The sequence below is a fragment of the Methylobacterium oxalidis genome, from assembly GCF_007992195.1.
Lineage (GTDB): Bacteria > Pseudomonadota > Alphaproteobacteria > Rhizobiales > Beijerinckiaceae > Methylobacterium > Methylobacterium oxalidis.
Genome location: NZ_BJZU01000043.1, coordinates 1 through 17,583 on the forward strand (window position 1 = coordinate 1; position 17,583 = coordinate 17,583).

At 73.6% G+C, this 17,583-nt stretch carries 21 protein-coding genes and 2 pseudogenes; 10 read left to right on the forward strand and 13 right to left on the reverse strand.

Annotation, left to right across the window (positions count from 1 at the left end; all coding sequences use genetic code 11):
• Nucleotides 1–54: 54 nt before the first annotated feature.
• Both MOX02_RS11320 and MOX02_RS11325 read right to left on the reverse strand, forming a co-directional pair.
• Nucleotides 55–705, reverse strand: coding sequence for an alpha/beta hydrolase (locus MOX02_RS11320; RefSeq protein WP_147026002.1), 651 nt, complete (start codon nt 703–705; stop codon nt 55–57).
• Between the two features lie 41 nt (nt 706–746).
• The gene (locus MOX02_RS11325) at nt 747–1,676 is read right to left on the reverse strand and encodes a ring-cleaving dioxygenase (protein WP_147025898.1); all 930 of its coding nucleotides are present in this window, start codon (nt 1,674–1,676) and stop codon (nt 747–749) included.
• A gap of 124 nt (nt 1,677–1,800) precedes the next feature.
• On the opposite strand from MOX02_RS11325, the gene MOX02_RS11330 reads away from it, so the two are divergent.
• Nucleotides 1,801–2,721: a LysR family transcriptional regulator gene (locus tag MOX02_RS11330; protein ID WP_147025899.1), complete on the forward strand. Its 921-nt coding sequence runs from the start codon at nt 1,801–1,803 to the stop codon at nt 2,719–2,721.
• A 104-nt stretch (nt 2,722–2,825) separates the two neighbouring features.
• Complete coding sequence (locus MOX02_RS11335) at nt 2,826–3,560, forward strand: DUF4198 domain-containing protein (RefSeq protein WP_147025900.1); 735 nt, start codon at nt 2,826–2,828, stop codon at nt 3,558–3,560.
• A gap of 78 nt (nt 3,561–3,638) precedes the next feature.
• On the opposite strand, the gene MOX02_RS11340 is transcribed toward MOX02_RS11335, so the two are convergent.
• The 4 genes and pseudogenes from MOX02_RS11340 to MOX02_RS11355 form a co-directional block, all read right to left on the reverse strand.
• On the reverse strand, nt 3,639–4,397 hold the full coding sequence (locus tag MOX02_RS11340) for a class I SAM-dependent methyltransferase (protein ID WP_147025901.1): 759 nt from the start codon (nt 4,395–4,397) through the stop codon (nt 3,639–3,641).
• Between the two features lie 18 nt (nt 4,398–4,415).
• Nucleotides 4,416–4,785, reverse strand: a pseudogene (locus tag MOX02_RS11345) (GTP-binding protein); the annotation flags it as partial.
• Nucleotides 4,751–4,873: pseudogene (locus MOX02_RS32140) on the reverse strand (hypothetical protein); the annotation flags it as partial. The pseudogenes MOX02_RS32140 and MOX02_RS11345, both read right to left, overlap by 35 nt.
• Nucleotides 4,874–4,904: 31 nt before the next feature.
• Nucleotides 4,905–5,147 carry a hypothetical protein gene (locus MOX02_RS11355; protein WP_147025902.1) on the reverse strand — a complete coding sequence of 81 codons (243 nt, stop codon included), beginning with the start codon at nt 5,145–5,147 and terminating at the stop codon, nt 4,905–4,907.
• 496 nt (nt 5,148–5,643) lie between these two features.
• On the opposite strand from MOX02_RS11355, the gene MOX02_RS11360 reads away from it, so the two are divergent.
• The 4 genes from MOX02_RS11360 (at nt 5,644) to MOX02_RS11375 (ending at nt 8,581) form a co-directional block, all read left to right on the forward strand.
• A complete protein-coding gene (locus MOX02_RS11360; RefSeq protein ID WP_147025903.1) occupies nt 5,644–6,789 on the forward strand; it encodes a calcium-binding protein in 1,146 nt (381 codons plus the stop codon).
• A gap of 323 nt (nt 6,790–7,112) precedes the next feature.
• Nucleotides 7,113–7,373, forward strand: a complete 261-nt coding sequence (locus MOX02_RS11365) for a DUF6894 family protein (RefSeq protein ID WP_147025904.1) — start codon at nt 7,113–7,115, stop codon at nt 7,371–7,373.
• Nucleotides 7,374–7,389: 16 nt separating this feature from the next.
• The gene (locus tag MOX02_RS11370; RefSeq protein ID WP_147025905.1) at nt 7,390–7,689 is read left to right on the forward strand and encodes a hypothetical protein; all 300 of its coding nucleotides are present in this window, start codon (nt 7,390–7,392) and stop codon (nt 7,687–7,689) included.
• Nucleotides 7,690–8,140: 451 nt separating this feature from the next.
• A complete protein-coding gene (locus MOX02_RS11375) occupies nt 8,141–8,581 on the forward strand; it encodes a PRC-barrel domain-containing protein (protein ID WP_147025906.1) in 441 nt (146 codons plus the stop codon).
• A 57-nt stretch (nt 8,582–8,638) separates the two neighbouring features.
• On the opposite strand, the gene MOX02_RS11380 is transcribed toward MOX02_RS11375, so the two are convergent.
• The gene (locus tag MOX02_RS11380) at nt 8,639–8,878 is read right to left on the reverse strand and encodes a hypothetical protein (RefSeq protein ID WP_147025907.1); all 240 of its coding nucleotides are present in this window, start codon (nt 8,876–8,878) and stop codon (nt 8,639–8,641) included.
• 201 nt (nt 8,879–9,079) lie between these two features.
• Entirely contained in the window at nt 9,080–9,895 is an 816-nt protein-coding gene (locus MOX02_RS11385) for a BA14K family protein (RefSeq protein ID WP_147025908.1), read from the reverse strand.
• A 508-nt stretch (nt 9,896–10,403) separates the two neighbouring features.
• Here MOX02_RS11385 and MOX02_RS11390 point away from each other — a divergent pair.
• The 3 genes from MOX02_RS11390 (at nt 10,404) to MOX02_RS11400 (ending at nt 13,275) form a co-directional block, all read left to right on the forward strand.
• The gene (locus tag MOX02_RS11390; RefSeq protein ID WP_147025909.1) at nt 10,404–10,730 is read left to right on the forward strand and encodes a hypothetical protein; all 327 of its coding nucleotides are present in this window, start codon (nt 10,404–10,406) and stop codon (nt 10,728–10,730) included.
• A 313-nt stretch (nt 10,731–11,043) separates the two neighbouring features.
• Entirely contained in the window at nt 11,044–12,084 is a 1,041-nt protein-coding gene (locus MOX02_RS11395; RefSeq protein WP_170267822.1) for a TAXI family TRAP transporter solute-binding subunit, read from the forward strand.
• 147 nt (nt 12,085–12,231) lie between these two features.
• Nucleotides 12,232–13,275: a hypothetical protein gene (locus MOX02_RS11400; protein ID WP_147025911.1), complete on the forward strand. Its 1,044-nt coding sequence runs from the start codon at nt 12,232–12,234 to the stop codon at nt 13,273–13,275.
• A 78-nt stretch (nt 13,276–13,353) separates the two neighbouring features.
• On the opposite strand, the gene MOX02_RS11405 is transcribed toward MOX02_RS11400, so the two are convergent.
• The 5 genes from MOX02_RS11405 to MOX02_RS11425 form a co-directional block, all read right to left on the reverse strand.
• The gene (locus tag MOX02_RS11405) at nt 13,354–13,653 is read right to left on the reverse strand and encodes a hypothetical protein (protein ID WP_147025912.1); all 300 of its coding nucleotides are present in this window, start codon (nt 13,651–13,653) and stop codon (nt 13,354–13,356) included.
• Entirely contained in the window at nt 13,650–13,898 is a 249-nt protein-coding gene (locus MOX02_RS11410) for a hypothetical protein (protein ID WP_147025913.1), read from the reverse strand. The genes MOX02_RS11405 and MOX02_RS11410 overlap by 4 nt, the downstream gene beginning before the upstream one ends.
• A 118-nt stretch (nt 13,899–14,016) precedes the next feature.
• The gene (locus MOX02_RS11415; protein ID WP_147025914.1) at nt 14,017–14,700 is read right to left on the reverse strand and encodes a putative 2OG-Fe(II) oxygenase; all 684 of its coding nucleotides are present in this window, start codon (nt 14,698–14,700) and stop codon (nt 14,017–14,019) included.
• Nucleotides 14,701–14,794: 94 nt separating this feature from the next.
• Complete coding sequence (locus MOX02_RS11420) at nt 14,795–15,031, reverse strand: DUF6894 family protein (RefSeq protein WP_147025915.1); 237 nt, start codon at nt 15,029–15,031, stop codon at nt 14,795–14,797.
• A gap of 263 nt (nt 15,032–15,294) precedes the next feature.
• The gene (locus MOX02_RS11425) at nt 15,295–16,491 is read right to left on the reverse strand and encodes an MFS transporter (protein ID WP_147025916.1); all 1,197 of its coding nucleotides are present in this window, start codon (nt 16,489–16,491) and stop codon (nt 15,295–15,297) included.
• 101 nt (nt 16,492–16,592) lie between these two features.
• On the opposite strand from MOX02_RS11425, the gene MOX02_RS11430 reads away from it, so the two are divergent.
• Nucleotides 16,593–17,411, forward strand: coding sequence for a helix-turn-helix domain-containing protein (locus tag MOX02_RS11430; RefSeq protein WP_147025917.1), 819 nt, complete (start codon nt 16,593–16,595; stop codon nt 17,409–17,411).
• Nucleotides 17,412–17,583 lie beyond the last annotated feature (172 nt).

Sequence of the window (17,583 nt, forward strand, 5' to 3'; positions counted from 1 at the left end):
CCATCGTCCCGGATCCCGCCTCGCGGGTCCCGGGACGACGTTGCGGGCCCCGCCTCAGGCCCGCCGGGCCTCCAGCCATGCCCGCGCCAGGGTGAGGTCGGCCTGGCCGAGGCCGTGGCCGGTGGGCAGGGTGCGGTGCTCGACCCGGGCGCCCGCCCGCTCCAGCATCGCCGCGAGGGCCTGCGCGTTCTCGGCCGGCACGATCGGGTCGAAGGCGCCCGACAGAATCAGCACCGGGCGCCCCCCGAGATTCGCCGCGGGCGGGTGCGCGAGCGGCACCATCGGGCGGATCAGCACGGCGCCCGCGAGCGCCTCCGGGTGCAGCATCAGCGCTGCCGCGGCGATGTTCGCCCCGTTCGAGAAGCCGAGCGCCACCGGGGCGGACAGCCCGTAGGCCGCCCGCGCCCCGGCGACGAAGCCCGCGAGTTCGCCCGCCCGACGGACGACGTCGGCCTCGTCGAACACACCCTCGGCGAGGCGCCGGAAGAAGCGGGGCATCCCGTTCTCAAGCACCTTTCCGCGTGGCGAGAGCAGGGCCGCGCCGGGCGCCGCCGCCCGCCCCAGCGGCAGCAGGTCGGCCTCGTCGCCGCCCGTGCCGTGCAGGAGCAGGAGCGGCGGCCGGGCGGGGTCGCTGCCCGCCTCGAAGCGGTGGACGAAGCCGAGGCGCTCGGCTGCGGCGTTCGTCGTCACGACATCCTCCATCATGGCAGCCTCCTTCATGGCTAGCCTCCTTCGGCTCCCGGCGCTCAGGCGACCTTCGGCAGGACGCCCTCGATCTCGGCCCGGTGCGGCTCCAGGAAGCCCGGCAGCTTGAGGGCCTGCCCCAGCGCCTCGACCGGCTCGTCGACCGCGAAGCCGGGCGCGTCGGTGGCGATCTCGAACAGGACCCCGCCGGGCTCGCGGAAGTAGACCGAGCGGAAGTAGTTGCGGTCGCGCTGCTCGGTGGCGACGAGGCCGTGACGCTCGCGCAGGCCCGCCGCCATCGCCGCCTGCTCCGCGTCGTCCGCGGCCCGGAAGGCGATGTGGTGGACGCTGCCCGCCCCCGGCCGCCCGGGCAGGAAGCCGCCCACCGCGCGCAAAGTCACGTGGGCGCCGAGCCCGGCGCTGCCGCTGAAGCGGGTGGCGGAGCCCTCGCGGGCCCCCTCGGCGAGGCCGAGCACGTCCGTGAGGATTGCCGCGGTGGGGCCCGCCTCGGCGAGCAGCAGCGTCACACCGTGCAGGCCGCGGATGGCGTGCTCGGGCGGCACGTCGCCGCCGCTGCGAGCCGGCGCCGCGCCCGCATCCGCGACGCCGACGAGGGCCAGCATCATCCCGTCCGGGTCGCGGAAGCGTAGGGTCGGCTCGCCGAACACCTGCACCAGCGCCTCGTGGCGCACGCCCTCAGCGACGAGGCGGTGGGTCCACCAGCCAATCGAGGCGCGCGGCACCGCGAAGGCGGTCTCCTGCGTCTCGCCGATCCCGGCCCGGCCGGGCGCCGCGTGCGCGACGGGGAAGAAGGTCAGGATCGTGCCGGGGCGGCCGGTCTCGTCGCCGTAGTAGAGGTGGTAGGTGCCCGGATCGTCGAAGTTGACGGTCTTCTTCACGAGCCGCAGGCCGAGCGCGCGGGTGTAGAAGTCGAGGTTGCGGGCGGCGGGGCCGGAGAAGGCCGTGACGTGGTGGAGGCCGGTCTGGGACATGGTGCGTCTCCTGTGAGGCGGCCGGCCGCGGGGCCGGGCTGCGTTCGTCGATGGGGCGAATGTGCCCCTTGCCCTCACCCGCGAAAATGGAAAGAACAGAAAACCATCGTTTCCGGATACCGAGATGAAGCTCCCCGACTTCGAGGCCTGGGCCGTGTTCGCGAAGGTGGTCGAGAGCGGCTCCTTCGGGCGCGCCGCCTCCGATCTCGGCGTCTCGGCCGGCACCGTCTCGAAGGCGGTGGCGCGGCTCGAGGCGCGGATCGGCGCGCGCCTGTTCCACCGCACCTCGCGCCGCCTCAGCCTCACGGAGGCCGGCCGCTCGGCGCGCGACGGAGCGGCGCGGATCCTGGCGGAGGGCGAGACGGCCGAGGCGGCGGCGCGCGAGGCGGCCTCCGAGCCGCAGGGGCTGGTGCGGCTCGCCGCGCCGATGTCCTTCGGGGTGGCCCACGTCGCCCCCCTGCTGCCCGACTTCCTCGCGGCCCATCCGCGGATCGCGGTCGACCTGCACCTGAGCGACGCCCTCGTCGACCTCGTCGGCGGCGGGTTCGACCTCGGCCTGCGCATCGCCGCGCTCGCCGATTCCTCGCTGAGGGCGCGGCGCCTGTGCGGGATCCGGCGCTCGCTGGTCGGCGCCCCGGCCTATCTCGACCGGCGCGGGCGCCCCGGGCATCCGGACGACCTCGCCGCCCATGCCTGCCTCGGCTACGCCTACCTGCCGACGCCCGACCGCTGGCACTTCCTGGGGCCGGACGGCGCGGAGGCGACGATCGTCCCGGCCGGGCCGCTCCGGGCGAACAACGCCGACGCCCTCGGGCCCGCGCTGCGGGCCGGGCTCGGCCTCGCCGTGCAGCCCGACTTCATGATCTGGGAGGATCTGCGCGCGGCCCGGCTGGAGCGGGTCCTGCCCGGCTGGTCGCCGCCGCCGATCGCGCTCCACCTCGTGACGCCGCCGGGCGACCCGCGGCCCGCCCGCGTCACGGCGCTGATCGCCTACCTCGCCCGCGCCCTCTCGGCCGCGCCCTGGGCGGAGGACGCGGCGGCCTGAGCGCGGCGGCCTGAGCGCGGTCCCTGGCGCCGGGCTTGCTAGCGCGATCCGGGATCCCGATGATCCGCACCCGAACGAAGCCCCTCGGAGTTGAACGCGACCCGATGCGACCGAAACGCCTGCTCGCCCGCCTCGCCTGGCCTCTCGCCCTCGCCCTCGCCGCGGGCAGCGCCGAGGCCCACGACCTCTGGTTGACGCCGACGCCCGGCGGCGTCGCGGTCCATCTCGGCCACGCCCACGAGCCCGCGCTCCCGAGCGCCGACAAGCTCGTCGGGCTCTCCGCGCTGACGGGCGGCGGCGCGACGGCGCTCAGCGCGCGCGCCGACGGCCCGGTCCTGTCCGCCGCCCTGCCGGAGGGGGCCCGCGGGGCGCTGGTCTTCGCCGCCTACGACAACGGCTTCTGGGTTCGGCTGCGCGAGGGCGGCGAGCGCAACGCCGACCGGCGCGCCGTGCCGGACGCGCGGCGCAGCCTCTGGTCGATGAAGTTCGCCAAGGCGGTGCTCGGGCCCGACGCGCCCTGGGAGCGCGTGCTCGGCCAGACCCTCGAGATCGTGCCGCTGGAGGCGCCGGGCGCGGCCGCGGGCGCCATCCGCGTGCGGGTGCTGTTCGAGGGCCGGCCGCTGGCGGGCGCCGGGATCGCCGCCGCGAGCGGCGAGGCGCCGGAGGTCCGCGTCGCCACCGACGCGGCGGGCGAGGCGCGCGTGCCGCTGGCGCAGGGCGGCCAGCAGGTGCTCGCCGTGGCGCACCGGGTGACGCCCTCGCGCACGCCGGCGCTCGCCGATGCCGACGCCTACGGCGCCACGCTCGCCTTCACCCGGGCCGAGCCCCGCACGAACTGACGGGCGCGCCCTCAGGCCCCGGGCCCGCGCTTGCGGGCCGCGGGTATGACGGCCTCGGACATGGCCTCAGGCATGACTTCAGACATGGCCGATGCGCAGGCTCAGGGGCCAGCGGATCTCGCAGCGCCGCTCGGGCTCGCCCCAGGCCGCGCGGAGCTCCCTGCCGAAGCGGTCCAGGGGCTCGCGGCCGAGCGAGCTCTCGGCGTTGCGCACCGCCGACCAGGTGCCGACGTAGCCGAGGAGTTCCGGCAGCGACCAGTCCCGCGTCATCGCGAGCGCGGGCGGGGAGACTTCCGCGAACGGGAAGGGCAGCGAGCGGTAGCCCGTCTCGACGTGGCGCCGCTCGGGCGGCCAGTACGGCCCGATCACGTCGCGGTAGAAGTGCCGGAGGACGCGGCCGGCCTCCCCGTCGGCCTCGATGACGCCGTAGGTGACGAGCGCCAGCGCACCGCCCGGCACGAGGACGCGGCGGACCTCCGCGTAGAAGGCGTCGAGATCGAACCAGTGCGCCGCCTGCGCGGCCGTGATCAGGTCGGCGCCGCGATCGGGCACCGGCAGCGCCTCGGCCGGGGCGCAGGCGTAGCGGATTCCGGCGCGGGCCGGCGCGTTGGCGATCTGGTCCGCGCTCGGATCGAGGCCGACGACCGCCCGGAACACGCAGGCGAGCTGCGCGGTCAGCTGGCCGCTGCCGCAGCCGACATCCACGGCCAGCGCGTCCGAGGGCGCGAAGCGGGCCAGGCTCGGGGCGAGCGCCGGCGGGTATTCCGGCCGGAAGCGGGCGTAGGACGCCCCGCCCCGGTCGAACCAGTTCCTCGGGCTTCCCGCCTCATCCGTCATCGATCCGCTCCCTCCCGCTCAGCCGAGGCCGCCCGCCTCCACCACGAACCGGGCGACCGCGTCGGCCCCGTGCCCCTCGCACAGCGAGGCGAACACGGAGGGGCGGGCCCCGCGCATCCGCCGCGTGTCGGCCTCCATCGCCGAGAGGTCCGCGCCGACGCGGGGCGCGAGGTCCGTCTCGTTGACGACGAGGAGGTCCGATCGGGTGATGCCGGGGCCGCCCCGGCGGGGGATCTTCTCGCCGCCCGCCACGTCGATCACGGAGAGGGTGAGGTCGGCGAGCTCGGGCGAGAACGTCGCGGCGAGGTCGTCGCCCCCGGATTCGATCGGCACGACGTCGAGCCGCGAGGTTGATCGAGGCCTCCTCGCGGATCGCCGTGTGCGGGCATCACCTCGGTGTCCGGCCCCGCGACGATGTCGACATCGGCCTGAATGTCCGGGTTGCCGGCCTTGCCGAGCCGGGCGATGCGCCCGCGCTCATGCCGGGCCCGGCGGCCTCGCCCGCGCTCAGCGGCACATGCGCCGGTAGCGGCTGCAATTGCCCCGCCCCTCCTCGCCGTAGATGTCCTTGTTCTCGCAGCGGTCGCGAAGATCGCGGCACATGCGGCGGTAGCGGCGCTCGTCCCGGTAGCCGCGCCCGTCGTCGACATCCACGCCGCCGGGGCCGATGCGGATCCCCTGCGCGTGGCCCGGCGCGCCCGGGACCAGCAGCGCCCCGACGAGGGCAGCGGCGACCATATAATGACGCATGTCATCCTCCCGAAGCGTCCGGCGATGCCGGATCAGGGGTGAGAAACGCGCGACGCGCGCAAAGCGTTCGGCGCACGCGCCGGAGGCTGCCCCGATCGGGCGCGGAGGTCCGGCAGGCGACGGTCGCAGCCGCTTCGCGCCGCCCCAGCGCACCACCCAAGCACACCACCCAAGCACACCACCCAAGCACACCACCCCTGCGTGGGCCGCCGCCCCGACGGCCTCGCGCGCCGCAGGCGCCCTCAGCTCCGGCGAGATCACGCCGGACTTCGCGCAGTCTTGTGCGCGCCCTCCCCCGATCGAACGCGTGTCGATCTCCTGACGAGGCCGGGCCACCGCATGTCAGACTGCCATGCTTAAGCCAGTCGTGATGGAAGATCATTATCCTATCACGATCTGTTGCAATCGATGAATGTGCGATTGCTACGCTTAAATCAGTATTATTGACAGGTTCGTCGCGAAAGTAGCACCTTGCCGCCGGGACGAGGCGCCACTTGTGCACTTCTTGTGCAGGGCGGCAGACAATGCTTCGCCGCAGACAGCAATCCTGCGCCCGTCCCACTCAGCCAACTTGCGTGTCGACATAAACTTTCAACCGCTTCAACGGAGGAAAGACACCATGGCTCTCTTCATCGACAAGGCGGAAGCGTCTCCCGAAGCCTTCGCGGCCGTCCTCGAAGCTCTCAGGGAGGGCGAAGTCCTGAAAAGCAAGCCCGGACTCTACAAGGTCGAGTTCGGAGACACGGTGATCACGCTGCGGGGTTCGGGTTTCGAGTATGACAAGAACGACCATCTGATCGACGGCACGCTGAACGCGTACCGCGTCACGGAGAACGACCGCGTTCAGTTCACGGCGCGCGGCCTCGACAACGACATCTCCGATCTTCTTGACCAGAGGAGCCCGTTCGAAGTCCTGCGCATGCTGTCCGAAGGCGACGACCGCATCATCGCGAACCAGCACAAGGACCACAACGACGTCCTGCGCGGGTTCGCCGGCGACGATTACATCAAGGCCGGCCCGGGAGACGACAACGTCCGCGGCAACAACGGCGACGACCGCCTCTATCTGCAGGACGGAAACGACAAGGGTTTCGGCGGGCGCGGCGACGACTACATCGACAGCGGCCGCGGCAACGACGTGCAGACGGGCGGCACCGGCAGCGACACCTTCGTGTTCAAGCACGGCTACGGGAAGGACATCATCACCGACTTCCAGCCGGGCAACGCCCCGGTTCAGCCGGTCAGCGTCGACGAGGAGGCCGCGGCGGGCGGCGACGACGAGCCGGAGAACGGGAACGGGATGGAAGGCGGCGAGACCGGGAACACGCCCCCGCCGAGCGCCGACCGGGACACGGTGCTGCTCTCGAAGAAGGACTTCGCGACCCCCGAGGCTGCGTATGCGGCCCTCAAGGAGTTCGGGGGCAACGTGTACCTCCGCATCCCGGACGACCATGACGACAACCATCATTTCCGGCGCGGCCGCGACAACGACGACGACGATGACGGGCGCGGCGGGCGCGATGACGACGACGCGCACCACAACGGCGGTTGGCACGACTGGCGCGGTAGCCACGATGTACTAATCATAAAGGGCGTGACGATCGCGCAATTGTCGGAAGACAACTTTCAGATCATCGGATGATCTTCCCGCCGTCCGATCCGGACGGCGGCCTCGTCCTCCCGGCGCATCGTGCGGGCGGCGAGGGCGGAGGACGGGTCGGGCACGCCTTCGGCGCGCCCGCTCGCTCCTGCCCGACGCACCGCAGGCGCGGCCCGGCGCTCGCCCGTCCCGCCGGCGGTCCTCCCCGTCGCGCACCCGGCAGGCGAGTCCGGGCGCGACAAAACCGCCCCCGGGTTGTGGCCGAATCGCACTTCCGTTAAAAGAACAAATCAGGAACACATGGGCCACGGCCAGCGTCAACAGGGCGGGCCGCAGATCGCCCGGAAGCCTGTGGAGAGGTGTGGATGACCGCTCGGGCCTACCGCTTTCACTGCACGGACGGACACGTCGCCATCATCGACGCGCACGGGGTGCGCGTGCCGTCCGAGGCGCAGCTCTGGACCTTCGCCGAGCAGGCGGCGCGGCTCGCCATGGAGCGGGTGGGCCGCGGCCTCGACTGGTCGGACTGGATCGTCGACGTGCACGATTCGGGCGGACGCCGCGTCCTCACCCTCGCCTTCAGGGACGTGCGCGACACCCTGCGCGGCCCGGCCCTGGCAGCCTGACGGAGACGCAGACGCGATGCGACGCAAGACCACCTACGCCATCGAGACCACCTACGCCATCGAGCCGGGCCACGGCTCGACGAGCCTCGTGCGCCACGGCGGGACGAAGGCCGCGATCCTGTTCGCGCCGATGGCGCCGGGCGAGCCCTACCAGCTCTACCCGCACCCCGACACGTACGGCAGCCTCACCTTCGAGGGGCTGCCGGCGCCGCTGCGGCCGGAATTCATGGCCTTCCCGGACCTCGACGCGGTGCGCGCCTTCCTGGGCATCCCGCTCGCGGAGCCGGACCATGCCGAGATGGCGCTCGCGGCCTGAGGGTGGCGCACCGGCGAGGGCGCAGCCTCCGCCAGGGCGTCTTCCGCGATCCGGGGTGCGGTGCTCAGCCGACGAGGTTCAGGATCTCCCAGGCGGACCAGGCGGTCACGCCGAGGGAGGACTTGAGGACGACGATCAACATGATCCACGGGGCCTTCTCGCGCATGGCTGGAGAACTCCGATGAGAGGCGGATCTGCTGCCGACGACGGGTCGGATCGCTGCTGACAACTTGAGGTACAGGCTGTTGTGTACGCAGCCTGACGCCGCTTGGAAATAACCCCTTCGGATGGCCCCCGGACGATTCCGGGCTACGGCCAAGCTGCCCCGGTCCGGAACTCGGCCGAAACGGGCGGCGTTCCCCGGGGGAGCGCGCGGCGCCCAGGTACACGGTGTCAGGTACACGGTGTCCGGCGCGGCGCATCAGGCGCACAGTCCAACCGGAGGATCCTCATGGCTCTCGACGACGTCGGCCTCGACGCCCGCAGCGACGCGGTGCAGGCCGCCAACCTGATCGCGAGCGACCGCGTCGAGGGGACGGATGTCCGCCGCAGCGACGGCAGCCATGTCGGGACGATCGCCCGGCTGATGATCGACAAGCCGTCGGGCCGCGTCGTCTACGCGATCCTCAACCTCGCCGGCGCGGCGGACCTCTCCGAGCGCCAGCACGCCCTGCCCTGGCGGCTCCTGCGCTACAGCACGGCGCTCTCGGCCTACGAGCTCGACATCTCCGACGAGCAGCTCCGCGCGGCTCCCCGCAGCGCGACCGGCCCCGACGAGGGGCCCTTCGACCGCGCCTGGGAGGAGCACGTGCACAGCTACTTCAACACGGAGCCCTACTGGGAATCCGAGACCGGGCGCGCCACCGACGTCCCCTTCGGCAAGGACCGATAGGCCCGCCTTCACCGCCGCGACGGCGCGCTCCGGCGCCGGGGCGCGCCCGGCTCGGCCTCAGTTCTGCACCGAGGTCGGCAGGTCCGCGCAGATGCCGCGGGCCTTGATCTCGATGAGGCGGACGAGCTTCTCGTCCGTCCCTTCGGCGCGCCAGCCCGCCACCGCGGCCTCGAGGTAGGCGGCGAAATCCTCCCGGCGCATCGCGCCCTGCTTCTCCAGGAAGGCGATCAGCGCGGTCACGATCGCCATCGTGGCGTTGTCCGCTGCTGCGACCGCCTCGGCCTGCTCTGGCGTCATCTCCCCACTCCGCGGCTCGATCCTCGGCGGCCCGAGCCTAGCGCAGGGGCGCCGCGCCGCAACCTCGCCGCCTCCGGGCACTTCGCCGCCGGGGTCACGCGGCGGCGAAGTGCCCGGAGGCGGCGAGGCACGAAAAAGGCCCCGCGCGGTCGGCGCGGGGCCATCATCGACGTGCCCGGTCAGGGCGTCGGGCCGGACCGGTCAGGGGCAGGGATGGCGGCGGCCGTCGTTGCCCAGATAGGTGCCGGAGCGGACGTCGTAGGACCGGAAGCGCTGCTTGCAGTAGGCGACCTGATCGGCGCCGCCGTCGCCCGCCTGCGCCACCGGGACCTCCTCGTAGCCGTAAGCGGCCGGCGCGTAGCCGCCGTCATAGGCGCCGTCGTAGTAGTAGGGGTCGTAGGCGTAGCCGCCGTAGCCGCCGTACCCGTAGCCGTAGCTGCCCGCCGCGAGGCCGAGGCCGAGCCCGAGGCCCACGCCGCCGAGGCCGTAGCCGTAGCCCCGGCGCCAGCCGTAGCGGTTGCCGTTCCAGCCCTGGCGGTAGCCGTAATTGCCGCGCGGGCCGGCGAAGCCGCCGCCGATCCGGCCCGGGTTCGTGCCCACGGCGCCGGGATTGGCCGTGATGCCGGCCGAGCTGAAGCCCGGGCCCGCCGTGCCCCTCACGATGCCGCGCGAGCCGCCGAACCCGTCGCCGCGGAAGCCGCCGCCGCCGATGCCCGCGCCGCGGAAGCCGCCGCCCCCGACACCGACTCCGCCACCGCGGAAACCGCCGCCGCCGAGCCCGGCGCCGCCGCCGCGGAAGCCTCCGCCACCGATGCCGGCGCCGCCGCCCCGGAAGCCACCGCCGCCGAGCCCGGCGCCGCCGCCCGCCACGGAGACGCCGGCCGAGCTGAAGCCGGCGCCGGCCGATCCGCGCATGGCAGGCGCGCCCTGCGCGAAGGCGCCGGCGGGCGCGAGCGAGAGGGTGCCGACGAGGACCGTCGAGGCGATGAGAAATCGATTCCGTGACAGAGATTTCATGGACGGGGCTCCCGGGCCTGGATTGCTAATCGTCAGCGGAGTAACGCGTCGGCCCGGTTCCGGTTCGTGCTACCTTCCGTCCCAGCGTGGCGGCGGACTATCCGCTCCCGCCAGTCGTGGCCGACCCCGGATCCGCGAAAGATCAAGCAACGGCGGCCCGTCCCGTCCGGCTCGGGAGATCTCGGCCCCGGGACGTACGTTATCGCACGTCGCGCGGCGGCGGCGGAATCAGACGAATCAGATGCCGCGGCGGTCCGGGCCGGTCTCGGCAAATTTTAGCCGCATCCCGCCGCCTGCCGGGACCGGTATCCACAAATGTTAGGGATCGGCCCGCGAACGATGCAACCTTCGCGCAACATGGTGAGCGAAGAGTTCCCGTTCGCTACACGTTCCTGTTGTGGAAAACTCTCGAAGCAGACAGTCTGCCCCTAGGGTTAAGGGGCATAACATGCATCTGCGTGCCGGGAATCGGCTGCGTCTCACGCTGTGGGGCGCAGGGGGTCGCGCTATGGTCAGTCTCAACACCTACGCGGTGACCCAGCCCGCCCTCGAGGGGCTGGACCCGTCCCTCGACGGGTTCACCTACGACGTGACGCCCTGGCTGCACGAGGGCCGCAACACCCTCACGGTGGTGCTGATCGGGGCGCCGAACGGACGGCCCTTCCGCATGAGCGTCGGCGCCGAGGGCGAGCCGGCCCACATCCTCGACGAGGAGGAGTTCCTGCCCCTCGCGGCGCCCTGGCGGCTGTGGACGATCGCCATCGGGCGGGGTTCCGAGCGGGAGGAGACGGGCGCCGGGCTCGACCTCCGGAGCGGGCTCCGGATCGGCGGCTGAGGCGCGCGGCCGAGAGGCCGGACCGGGCGGATGCGGGTTTCAGGCCGGCGGTGCTGTCGCGGGACGCGATGTGCGCGCCTGTACGGCCAGGATTGCACCCAACAGTAAACGGATATTAGATGAGCGCACGGCATAGCAGTTTGTCAGTGCGCCCATGGATATTCTTGCGCGGAGACATGATGAGCGACCCGGAGCGTACGGTTGGAGACAATCGAACGCTCGGGCGAAATCGCGTGCACATGGCCTGAGCGCCGTTCCGCTGCTGATCTCTGCTCTGGTCGCTGCTCTTGCCGCTGCTCTTGCCGCTGCTGTGATGACGGCTTCGCCCGCCACGGCGCAGTCCTTCCTCGACGCCCTCAACCGCAGCCCGCAGCCGGCCGCCGCGCGCCCGGCCGCCGCGCGCCCGCAGGCGGCGAAGGCGCGCCCGCGGCCCGCCCCGACCCCGTCCGTGCGCACCGTCACCCTGGTCGCCGGGGAGCCGGGCAGCACCGCCCTCGACACCGCCTACGACCTGACGACCGGCCTCGGCACCGAGGGGCCGCGGGTGCAGGCGGTGCTCGGCCCGGGCGGCGAGCGCGCCATCACCGACGTGCTGCGCACCCGCGGCATCGACATGGGCATCCTCACCACCGCCGACCTCAAGCGGGCCGAGGCGGAGGATGTGGGCCGGCAGGTGGTCTACATCGCCAAGCTCCACAATGTGGAGCTGCACGCGCTGGCCCGGCGCGACATCGCCCACCTGACCGACCTCGACGGCAAGATGGTCAATCTCGGCGAGGCCGGCAGCTCGACCCAGGAGGTCGCCCGCCGCGTGCTCCAGCATCTCGGCATCCGCTACACGGAGGCGAATCTCGGCCAGGCCGAGGCGGCGGCGCGGATGCGGGGCGGCGAGCCCGAGGGCGTCGCGGCGAGCTTCTTCCTCACGGGCAAGCCGGCCGCGCTCTATGCGGGCCTGCCCCAGGCCGACGGCCTGCACTTCCTCTCCGTGCCCTACGAGCCCGGCCTCGGGGACATCTTCTACCCGGCGAGCCTCGCCAAGGCCGACTATCCGGGGCTGATCGGGCCGGAGGAGGGCATCGACACGGTGGCGGTCTCCTCCGTGCTCGTCGCCTTCGACTGGCCCGAGCGGACGGACCGCTACCGCCAGCTCGCCGCCTTCACGGCGGCCCTGTTCGCGGGGTTCGACCGGCTGCGGGCGCCGGGCCGGCACCCGAAATGGCGGGAGGTCAACCTCGCCGCCACGCTGCCGGAATGGCGCCGCTTCAAGCCCGCGCAGCAGGCCCTCGACGGGCGGGCGCGCCAGCCCGCCGCGTCGGGCGGGGGCACGGCGATGGCGGGCGGCGGCGCCCGCTAGCGCCGCGCCGCCGGTGCGGGCGGCGCGCGAGGATTTGGGAAAACCGGCCCGCAGAGGCCGGGTGGACAGGGCGGGGCGTCGAGGCGGGACGCGCGGAATGCGTCCGGCGCGCGGTGCCGGGCAAGGTGCGTCAAGGAGGAGTTGCGGATGTCTGCGTCGTTCAAGAAGCCGCTGTCCGAGCCGAAGGGCGAGGTCCACGCCCTGTTTCCCGAGCAGGCGGCGGGCCCCTTCCAGAGCCCGGGCGTCGAGGAGACCGACATCGACTTCCTGCGCCGGTTCGGCCCGAAGGGCCAGCCGGTGGACATGCGCGGCTACGCCGCCGAGCCGTCCGAGGCCACCCGCTCCGCCCTCTCGGCGCCGGACAACTTCATCGCCGACGGGGCGACGCGGCGCCTGATCCGCCACACGATCGGCCGCCGCCGCTGGCCCCTGCTGCTCGCCGGCGCGGGCCTCGCCGGGCTCGCCCTCCTCCTCGGGATGCAGGCGATCGACCGCGGCCTGCCCGGCCGCGTGGCCGGCGCCGTCGAGCGCGCGCGCGGCCCCGCCCCGGCCGGCGACGCGCTCGTGACCGCGACCATCGCGCCCGCCGCCGACCCGGCGGCGCCCGCGCCCCTCTCCCAGGCCGCGCCAGCGCCCCTTTCTCAAGCCGCGCCAGCGCCCCTCTCTCAAGCCGCGCCGGCCCCGGCGAAGGCGGCGCGGGCCACGCCCGTGCCCGCCCCCGCGGAGGCGCCGACGCCGGCCGCCTCGGCCGCCGCTCCCGACGACGGGGCCGCCCTGAAGCAGCGCCTCGCCGCGAGCGGCCCGACCTCGGCCGAGGGCGAGGAGGCCGCGGCGGGCCCGGCCAAGGTGACGGCCTTCCCGCCGATGGCGCCGGCGGCGGCCGAGCCCGAGCCGGCGGCGAGCGCCCCGCCCGCCCTGGTCGCGGCGCTCGCCGCCCCCGCGCCCAACCCGAAGCTCGACGCCCTCGTGGCGCGGGGCGAGCAGCTCCTGACGGCGGGCGAGGTCGCCGCCGCGCGCCTGTTCTTCCAGCGGGTGGCCTCGGAGGGCGACGCCCGCGGCGCCCGGGGCATGGCGCGCAGCTACGACCAGGCCGTGCTGCGGACCCTGCCGGTCGTCGGGCTGGAGGGCAGCCGGGCGGAGGCCGAGCGCTGGTACCTGAAGGCGGCCGAGCTCGAGGCGCAGCGCCGATAGGGCGCTACCAAGCTTCGGGCGCTACCAAGCTTCGGGCGCTACCAAGCCACGCAGTGCCGGCCCGTCTCAGCGCGCGCCTCAGCGCGGCGGGCTCGCCTGTCCCTCGCGCGGGTGGGGGCGGGGCGGCCCGCTCGGCACGGTCTTCGGGATCGTGGTGACGTTCGCGGCGCTGCTCGCCGGGGGCGGCGCCTCCCGGGCCACCCGCGGCGGCGCCGCGTAGAGGTAGCCCGCGAGGCCGGCCCCGGCGGCGAGGAGGCCCGCCAGGAGCGTGCGGGCGCGCCTGCGCCTGCGGCTCGGCCGCGCGACCGCGCAGTGCGGGCAGCAGCGCGCGTCGTGGAGGATCGGCTGGCGGCAGCGCCGGCAGCGCGTCAGCGTCATCGCTCGGGCGCGCCGACCGGGCCGGGCCCCTGCCCCGCACCGTCCGCCGCGTCGTCGGAACCGTCCTCCGAGCCCTCCGCCGCGCTCGCGAAGCAGCGGCGCACGGCATCCTCGAACGCGGTCCGCTCCCCGGGCGTCAGGCGCTGCAGCCGTTCCTCCAGGAGCGCCTGCCCGGCGACCGCGTCGGGATGACGCGCGGCCTCGGCCTCGCTCGGCGACGGCTCTCTCCTCCGGTTCGGCAACACGTTCGCGGCCTCCCTGCTCGGTCCGGGCCCTCCCCCGCGACGTCCGGGCGGATGAGCATCCCGCAATCGCGGCGGGAAGGCCAGAGCGCCGCTCCCGTCCAGCGCGCATCGGGCGGGCCTAGTCCTCCGTCTCGGCGCGGGCGTTGAAGGACAGGGAGCGGCGCTCGCCGGCGCCCGTGAAGGGCTCGACCCCGTGCAGGAGCCAGCCGGGGAAGGTGTAGAGCACGCCGGGCTCGGGCGGCACGCTGAGGAGCGTCTTGGCGAAGCGCTGCTTGCCGCCGGTCAGGAAGTTCAGGTAGCCGGCCTGGCGGCCGGAGATGTAGGTCTTGCCGAGCTCGTCCGCGGGCGGCGACGGGGGCGCCTTCAGGTAGAGCACGCCCGACAGGTCCCCGGAATGGAAGTGGACCGGGCTCGGCGTGCCCGCGAACTGGCTGACGACCCAGATCCGGTCGATCTCGACGCGTCGCGCCGGCACGCCCTCCGCGGCCAGGACGTAGCGGCGCAGCCGGTCCTCGATGACGGCGACGAGCGACGCCGCGCCCCCGGCGCAGGCAACCTCCGGCGGCACCAGGAACTCGCGGCGCCCGGCGGCGGCGAGGCCGTCCGCGAAGGCGTTCAGGCGGTCGAGGAGGGCGGGCGCCACGCGCGTGCGCCCGACGAGCGGCCCGAACGGCGACAGGACCTCCAGGGGAGGCTCGCCGCCGTCGCTTGCGGGCGGCGCGAAGTCCGCCTCGTACTTGCGCAGGGCGCGGGTCTTGTGCGCCGTCTCCCGGGCGCGGGCGGCGTCTGTCTCGGCCGTCATCGGGGCTCCTGCGGCGGGTCGCGCCGGACCCTGATACAGGCCCGCGCCGCCCCGCGCGACCGGCAAGATCGGCGCCGGGCGTGCCCCGACCCCCTCAGCCGGCGGCCGAAGCCATCGTGAAGGGCACCCGGAACACGGTGGTCCGGTCCGGGTACATCACCTCGACCCACCACGCCGTCCAGTCGAAGCCGGTCTCGTTCGGCGCGCTCAGCATCTGGCTGATCATCTGCCGGGCCTCGCGGTAGGCGAGCCCGACATTGCCGCAGAACGAGCCTTCCAGATCCGAGATCCGCTCGTTCTCGGAACACACATCGAAGAAGAAGCGCGTCATCGCTCCGTCATCCCCCCAGGAGCAAAGCCGTGATCTGACGTCCCGGCGAGGGGGTGTTAGCAGCCGTGCGCGGGCCAAATCACTAACATTTGGCGGCCCGCCGCGTATTCCTGGAGACCATGCACGGAAATCGACTTGCGCCGGGCAGGAGATTTGCGCGCGATTACGTTGAGCGCGGTGCAACTCGCGGCCAGGGTGCGTTTGAATACCGTCGTTGATGCACGTCAGTGCGGTATTCCATCGCTCCGGCCGGGGCCGCCGCCCTACTCCGCCGGGGCGAGGGCGGCCGCGCGGTCGCCGCGGGTCAGGGAGAGGAAGCCCAGCGCCGAGACGAAGATCACGAGCCCGAACAGGGCGGCGGTGCCGAGCACGAGCCCGAACCCGCCGCGCTCGTGCAGGAGCGCGATCATCGGCACCACGAAGCCGCTCGCCGTGAAGCCCACGAAGTAGCGCACGCTGTAGGCCCGGGCCCGGTAGGCCGCCGGCACGTAGCGGGCGATCATCGCGTCGTTGAGGACGACCTGCCCGTAGAGCGCGGCGATCGTCAGGACGAGCCCGAGGAGGAGCGGCGCGCCGGAGGTGGCCGCGGCGATGCCGAGGCCGATCGGCTGCAGCACGGAGAGGCTCGCGAACAGGGCCGGCAGGCTGAACCGGTCGATGAGGCGGCCCATGGCGAGCTGCGTCAGGGCGCCGAACACGAAGATCAGGGTGGTGAGCGAGCCGATCAGCGCGAGCGGCAGGCCGGAGGCGAGGCGCTCGTCGATCACCTTCGGCATGGCGATCGAGGTGACGTTGAAGGTCATGCCGCCGGCCAGGATCGCGAGGCCGAACACGCAGAGCAGCGCGACCGGCCGCGAGACCGCGATCACCGGGGCGCCCCCGCCCGCGCGCCCGCCGCCCTCCCCGTCGCCCGGAACCAGGGCGAGGAAGGCCGCGCCCAGGGCGAGGCAGAGGGCGCCCGGCACCAGGAAGGCCGCCTGCCAGCCGAGATGGGCGGCCAGGAAGGCGCTGATGCCCGAGGCGAAGGCCGCGCCGAAATTGCCCCAGACGCCGTTGACCCCGAGGTCGCGCCCGAGGCGGCGGGCGTGGGTCACCAGCATGGTCGAGCCGACCGGGTGGTAGATCGCCGAGGCGAGCCCGAGGACGCAGAGCCAGAGCGCGAAGGCGGTGGGGCTGCCCGCGCTCGCCACCCCGAAGCAGGACAGGCCGTAGCTGAAGAAGAACACCGCCAGCATGTTGCGCCGCCCGAAGCGGTCGGCGAGCCAGCCCATCGGCAGCGAGCACAGGCCGAAGGCCACGAAGGCGCCCGTGGCGAGCCCGATCAGCTCGCCGTAGCCGAGGCCCGTCTGCGCCGCGATGGCGATGACGGCCGTCGGGTAGATCAGCAGCACGTAGTGGTCGAGGGCGTGCGCCACGTTGACGAAGCGCAGGGTGCGGCGGGACAGGGTCTCGGAATCCATCGGACGCCTCGCGGTCTCGCACCCTGTCTACCTGACCCGTTGAACGGTGTCGGGCCGAAGGTGTACGCGATCGGGCCAGGGATAAGGGGACGGGGGAATTCATGGGCCCGACGACCGATGCGGCGGCGCGCTCGATCCGGGCCGAGGATTATCAGGACGTGCCGCGCCGCGTCGCGGTGATGCCGAAGCACTTCGCCGCGGGCAGCCGCACGGACCGCCACGCGCATGTCCGCGCGCAGCTCCTCTACGCCACCGCGGGCCTGATGATGGCGACCGCCGAGGACGGGACCTGGGTGGTGCCGGAGGGGCACGCCCTCTGGATCCCGCCGCGCCTGCCCCACGCGGTCACGATGCACGGGGCGGTCTCCATGTGCTCGGCCTACCTGGCGCCCGAGGCGGTGACGGCCTTCCCCGCCCGCGCCCAGGTCATCGAGGTCTCGCCGCTCCTCGCCGCGGCCCTCTCCGCCCTCACCCGCGAGCCGGTGCTCTACGACGAGGCGGGCCGCGGCGGCCACCTCGCGGCTCTGGTGCTCGACGAGATCGGGCGCGCGCCGGAGACGCCCCTGACCCTGCCGCTGCCGGGCGACCCGCGGCTGCGCCGGATCTGCCTCGGGCTCATCGACGATCCCGCCTCCGCCCTCGACCTCGACGCCTGGGCGGCCCGCGCCGGGCTCAGCCGGCGCACCCTGACCCGGGGCTTCCGCCGCGAGACCGGCCTCAGCTTCGACGCGTGGCGGGCCCGGGCCCGCATCGTGCGGGCGCTGGCGCTCGCCGCGGACGGCCGCAGGGCCCGGGAGATCGCGGCCGCGGTCGGCTACCGCTCGACCCAGGCCCTGCGCGGGCGGATGGACAGCCTGCTGCCTGGCCGCGGCGCCGGCCTCGCGCTCTCGGGAAATGTCCGCGCTCGGACAAATCAGTAATCGCTGCCGTTAGGGCGTCGTTCATCTTGGAAGAGCTAGGAGATCGTCCGATCCTCCCGGAGACGGCGCGATGATGAGTGACGATTCCTCAGATCGGAATCAGCAGGCCGCCTCGCGCGTCGCGCTGATGTTCATCCTCCTCGGCATCGCGATCGTCGTCTACGCCCTGATC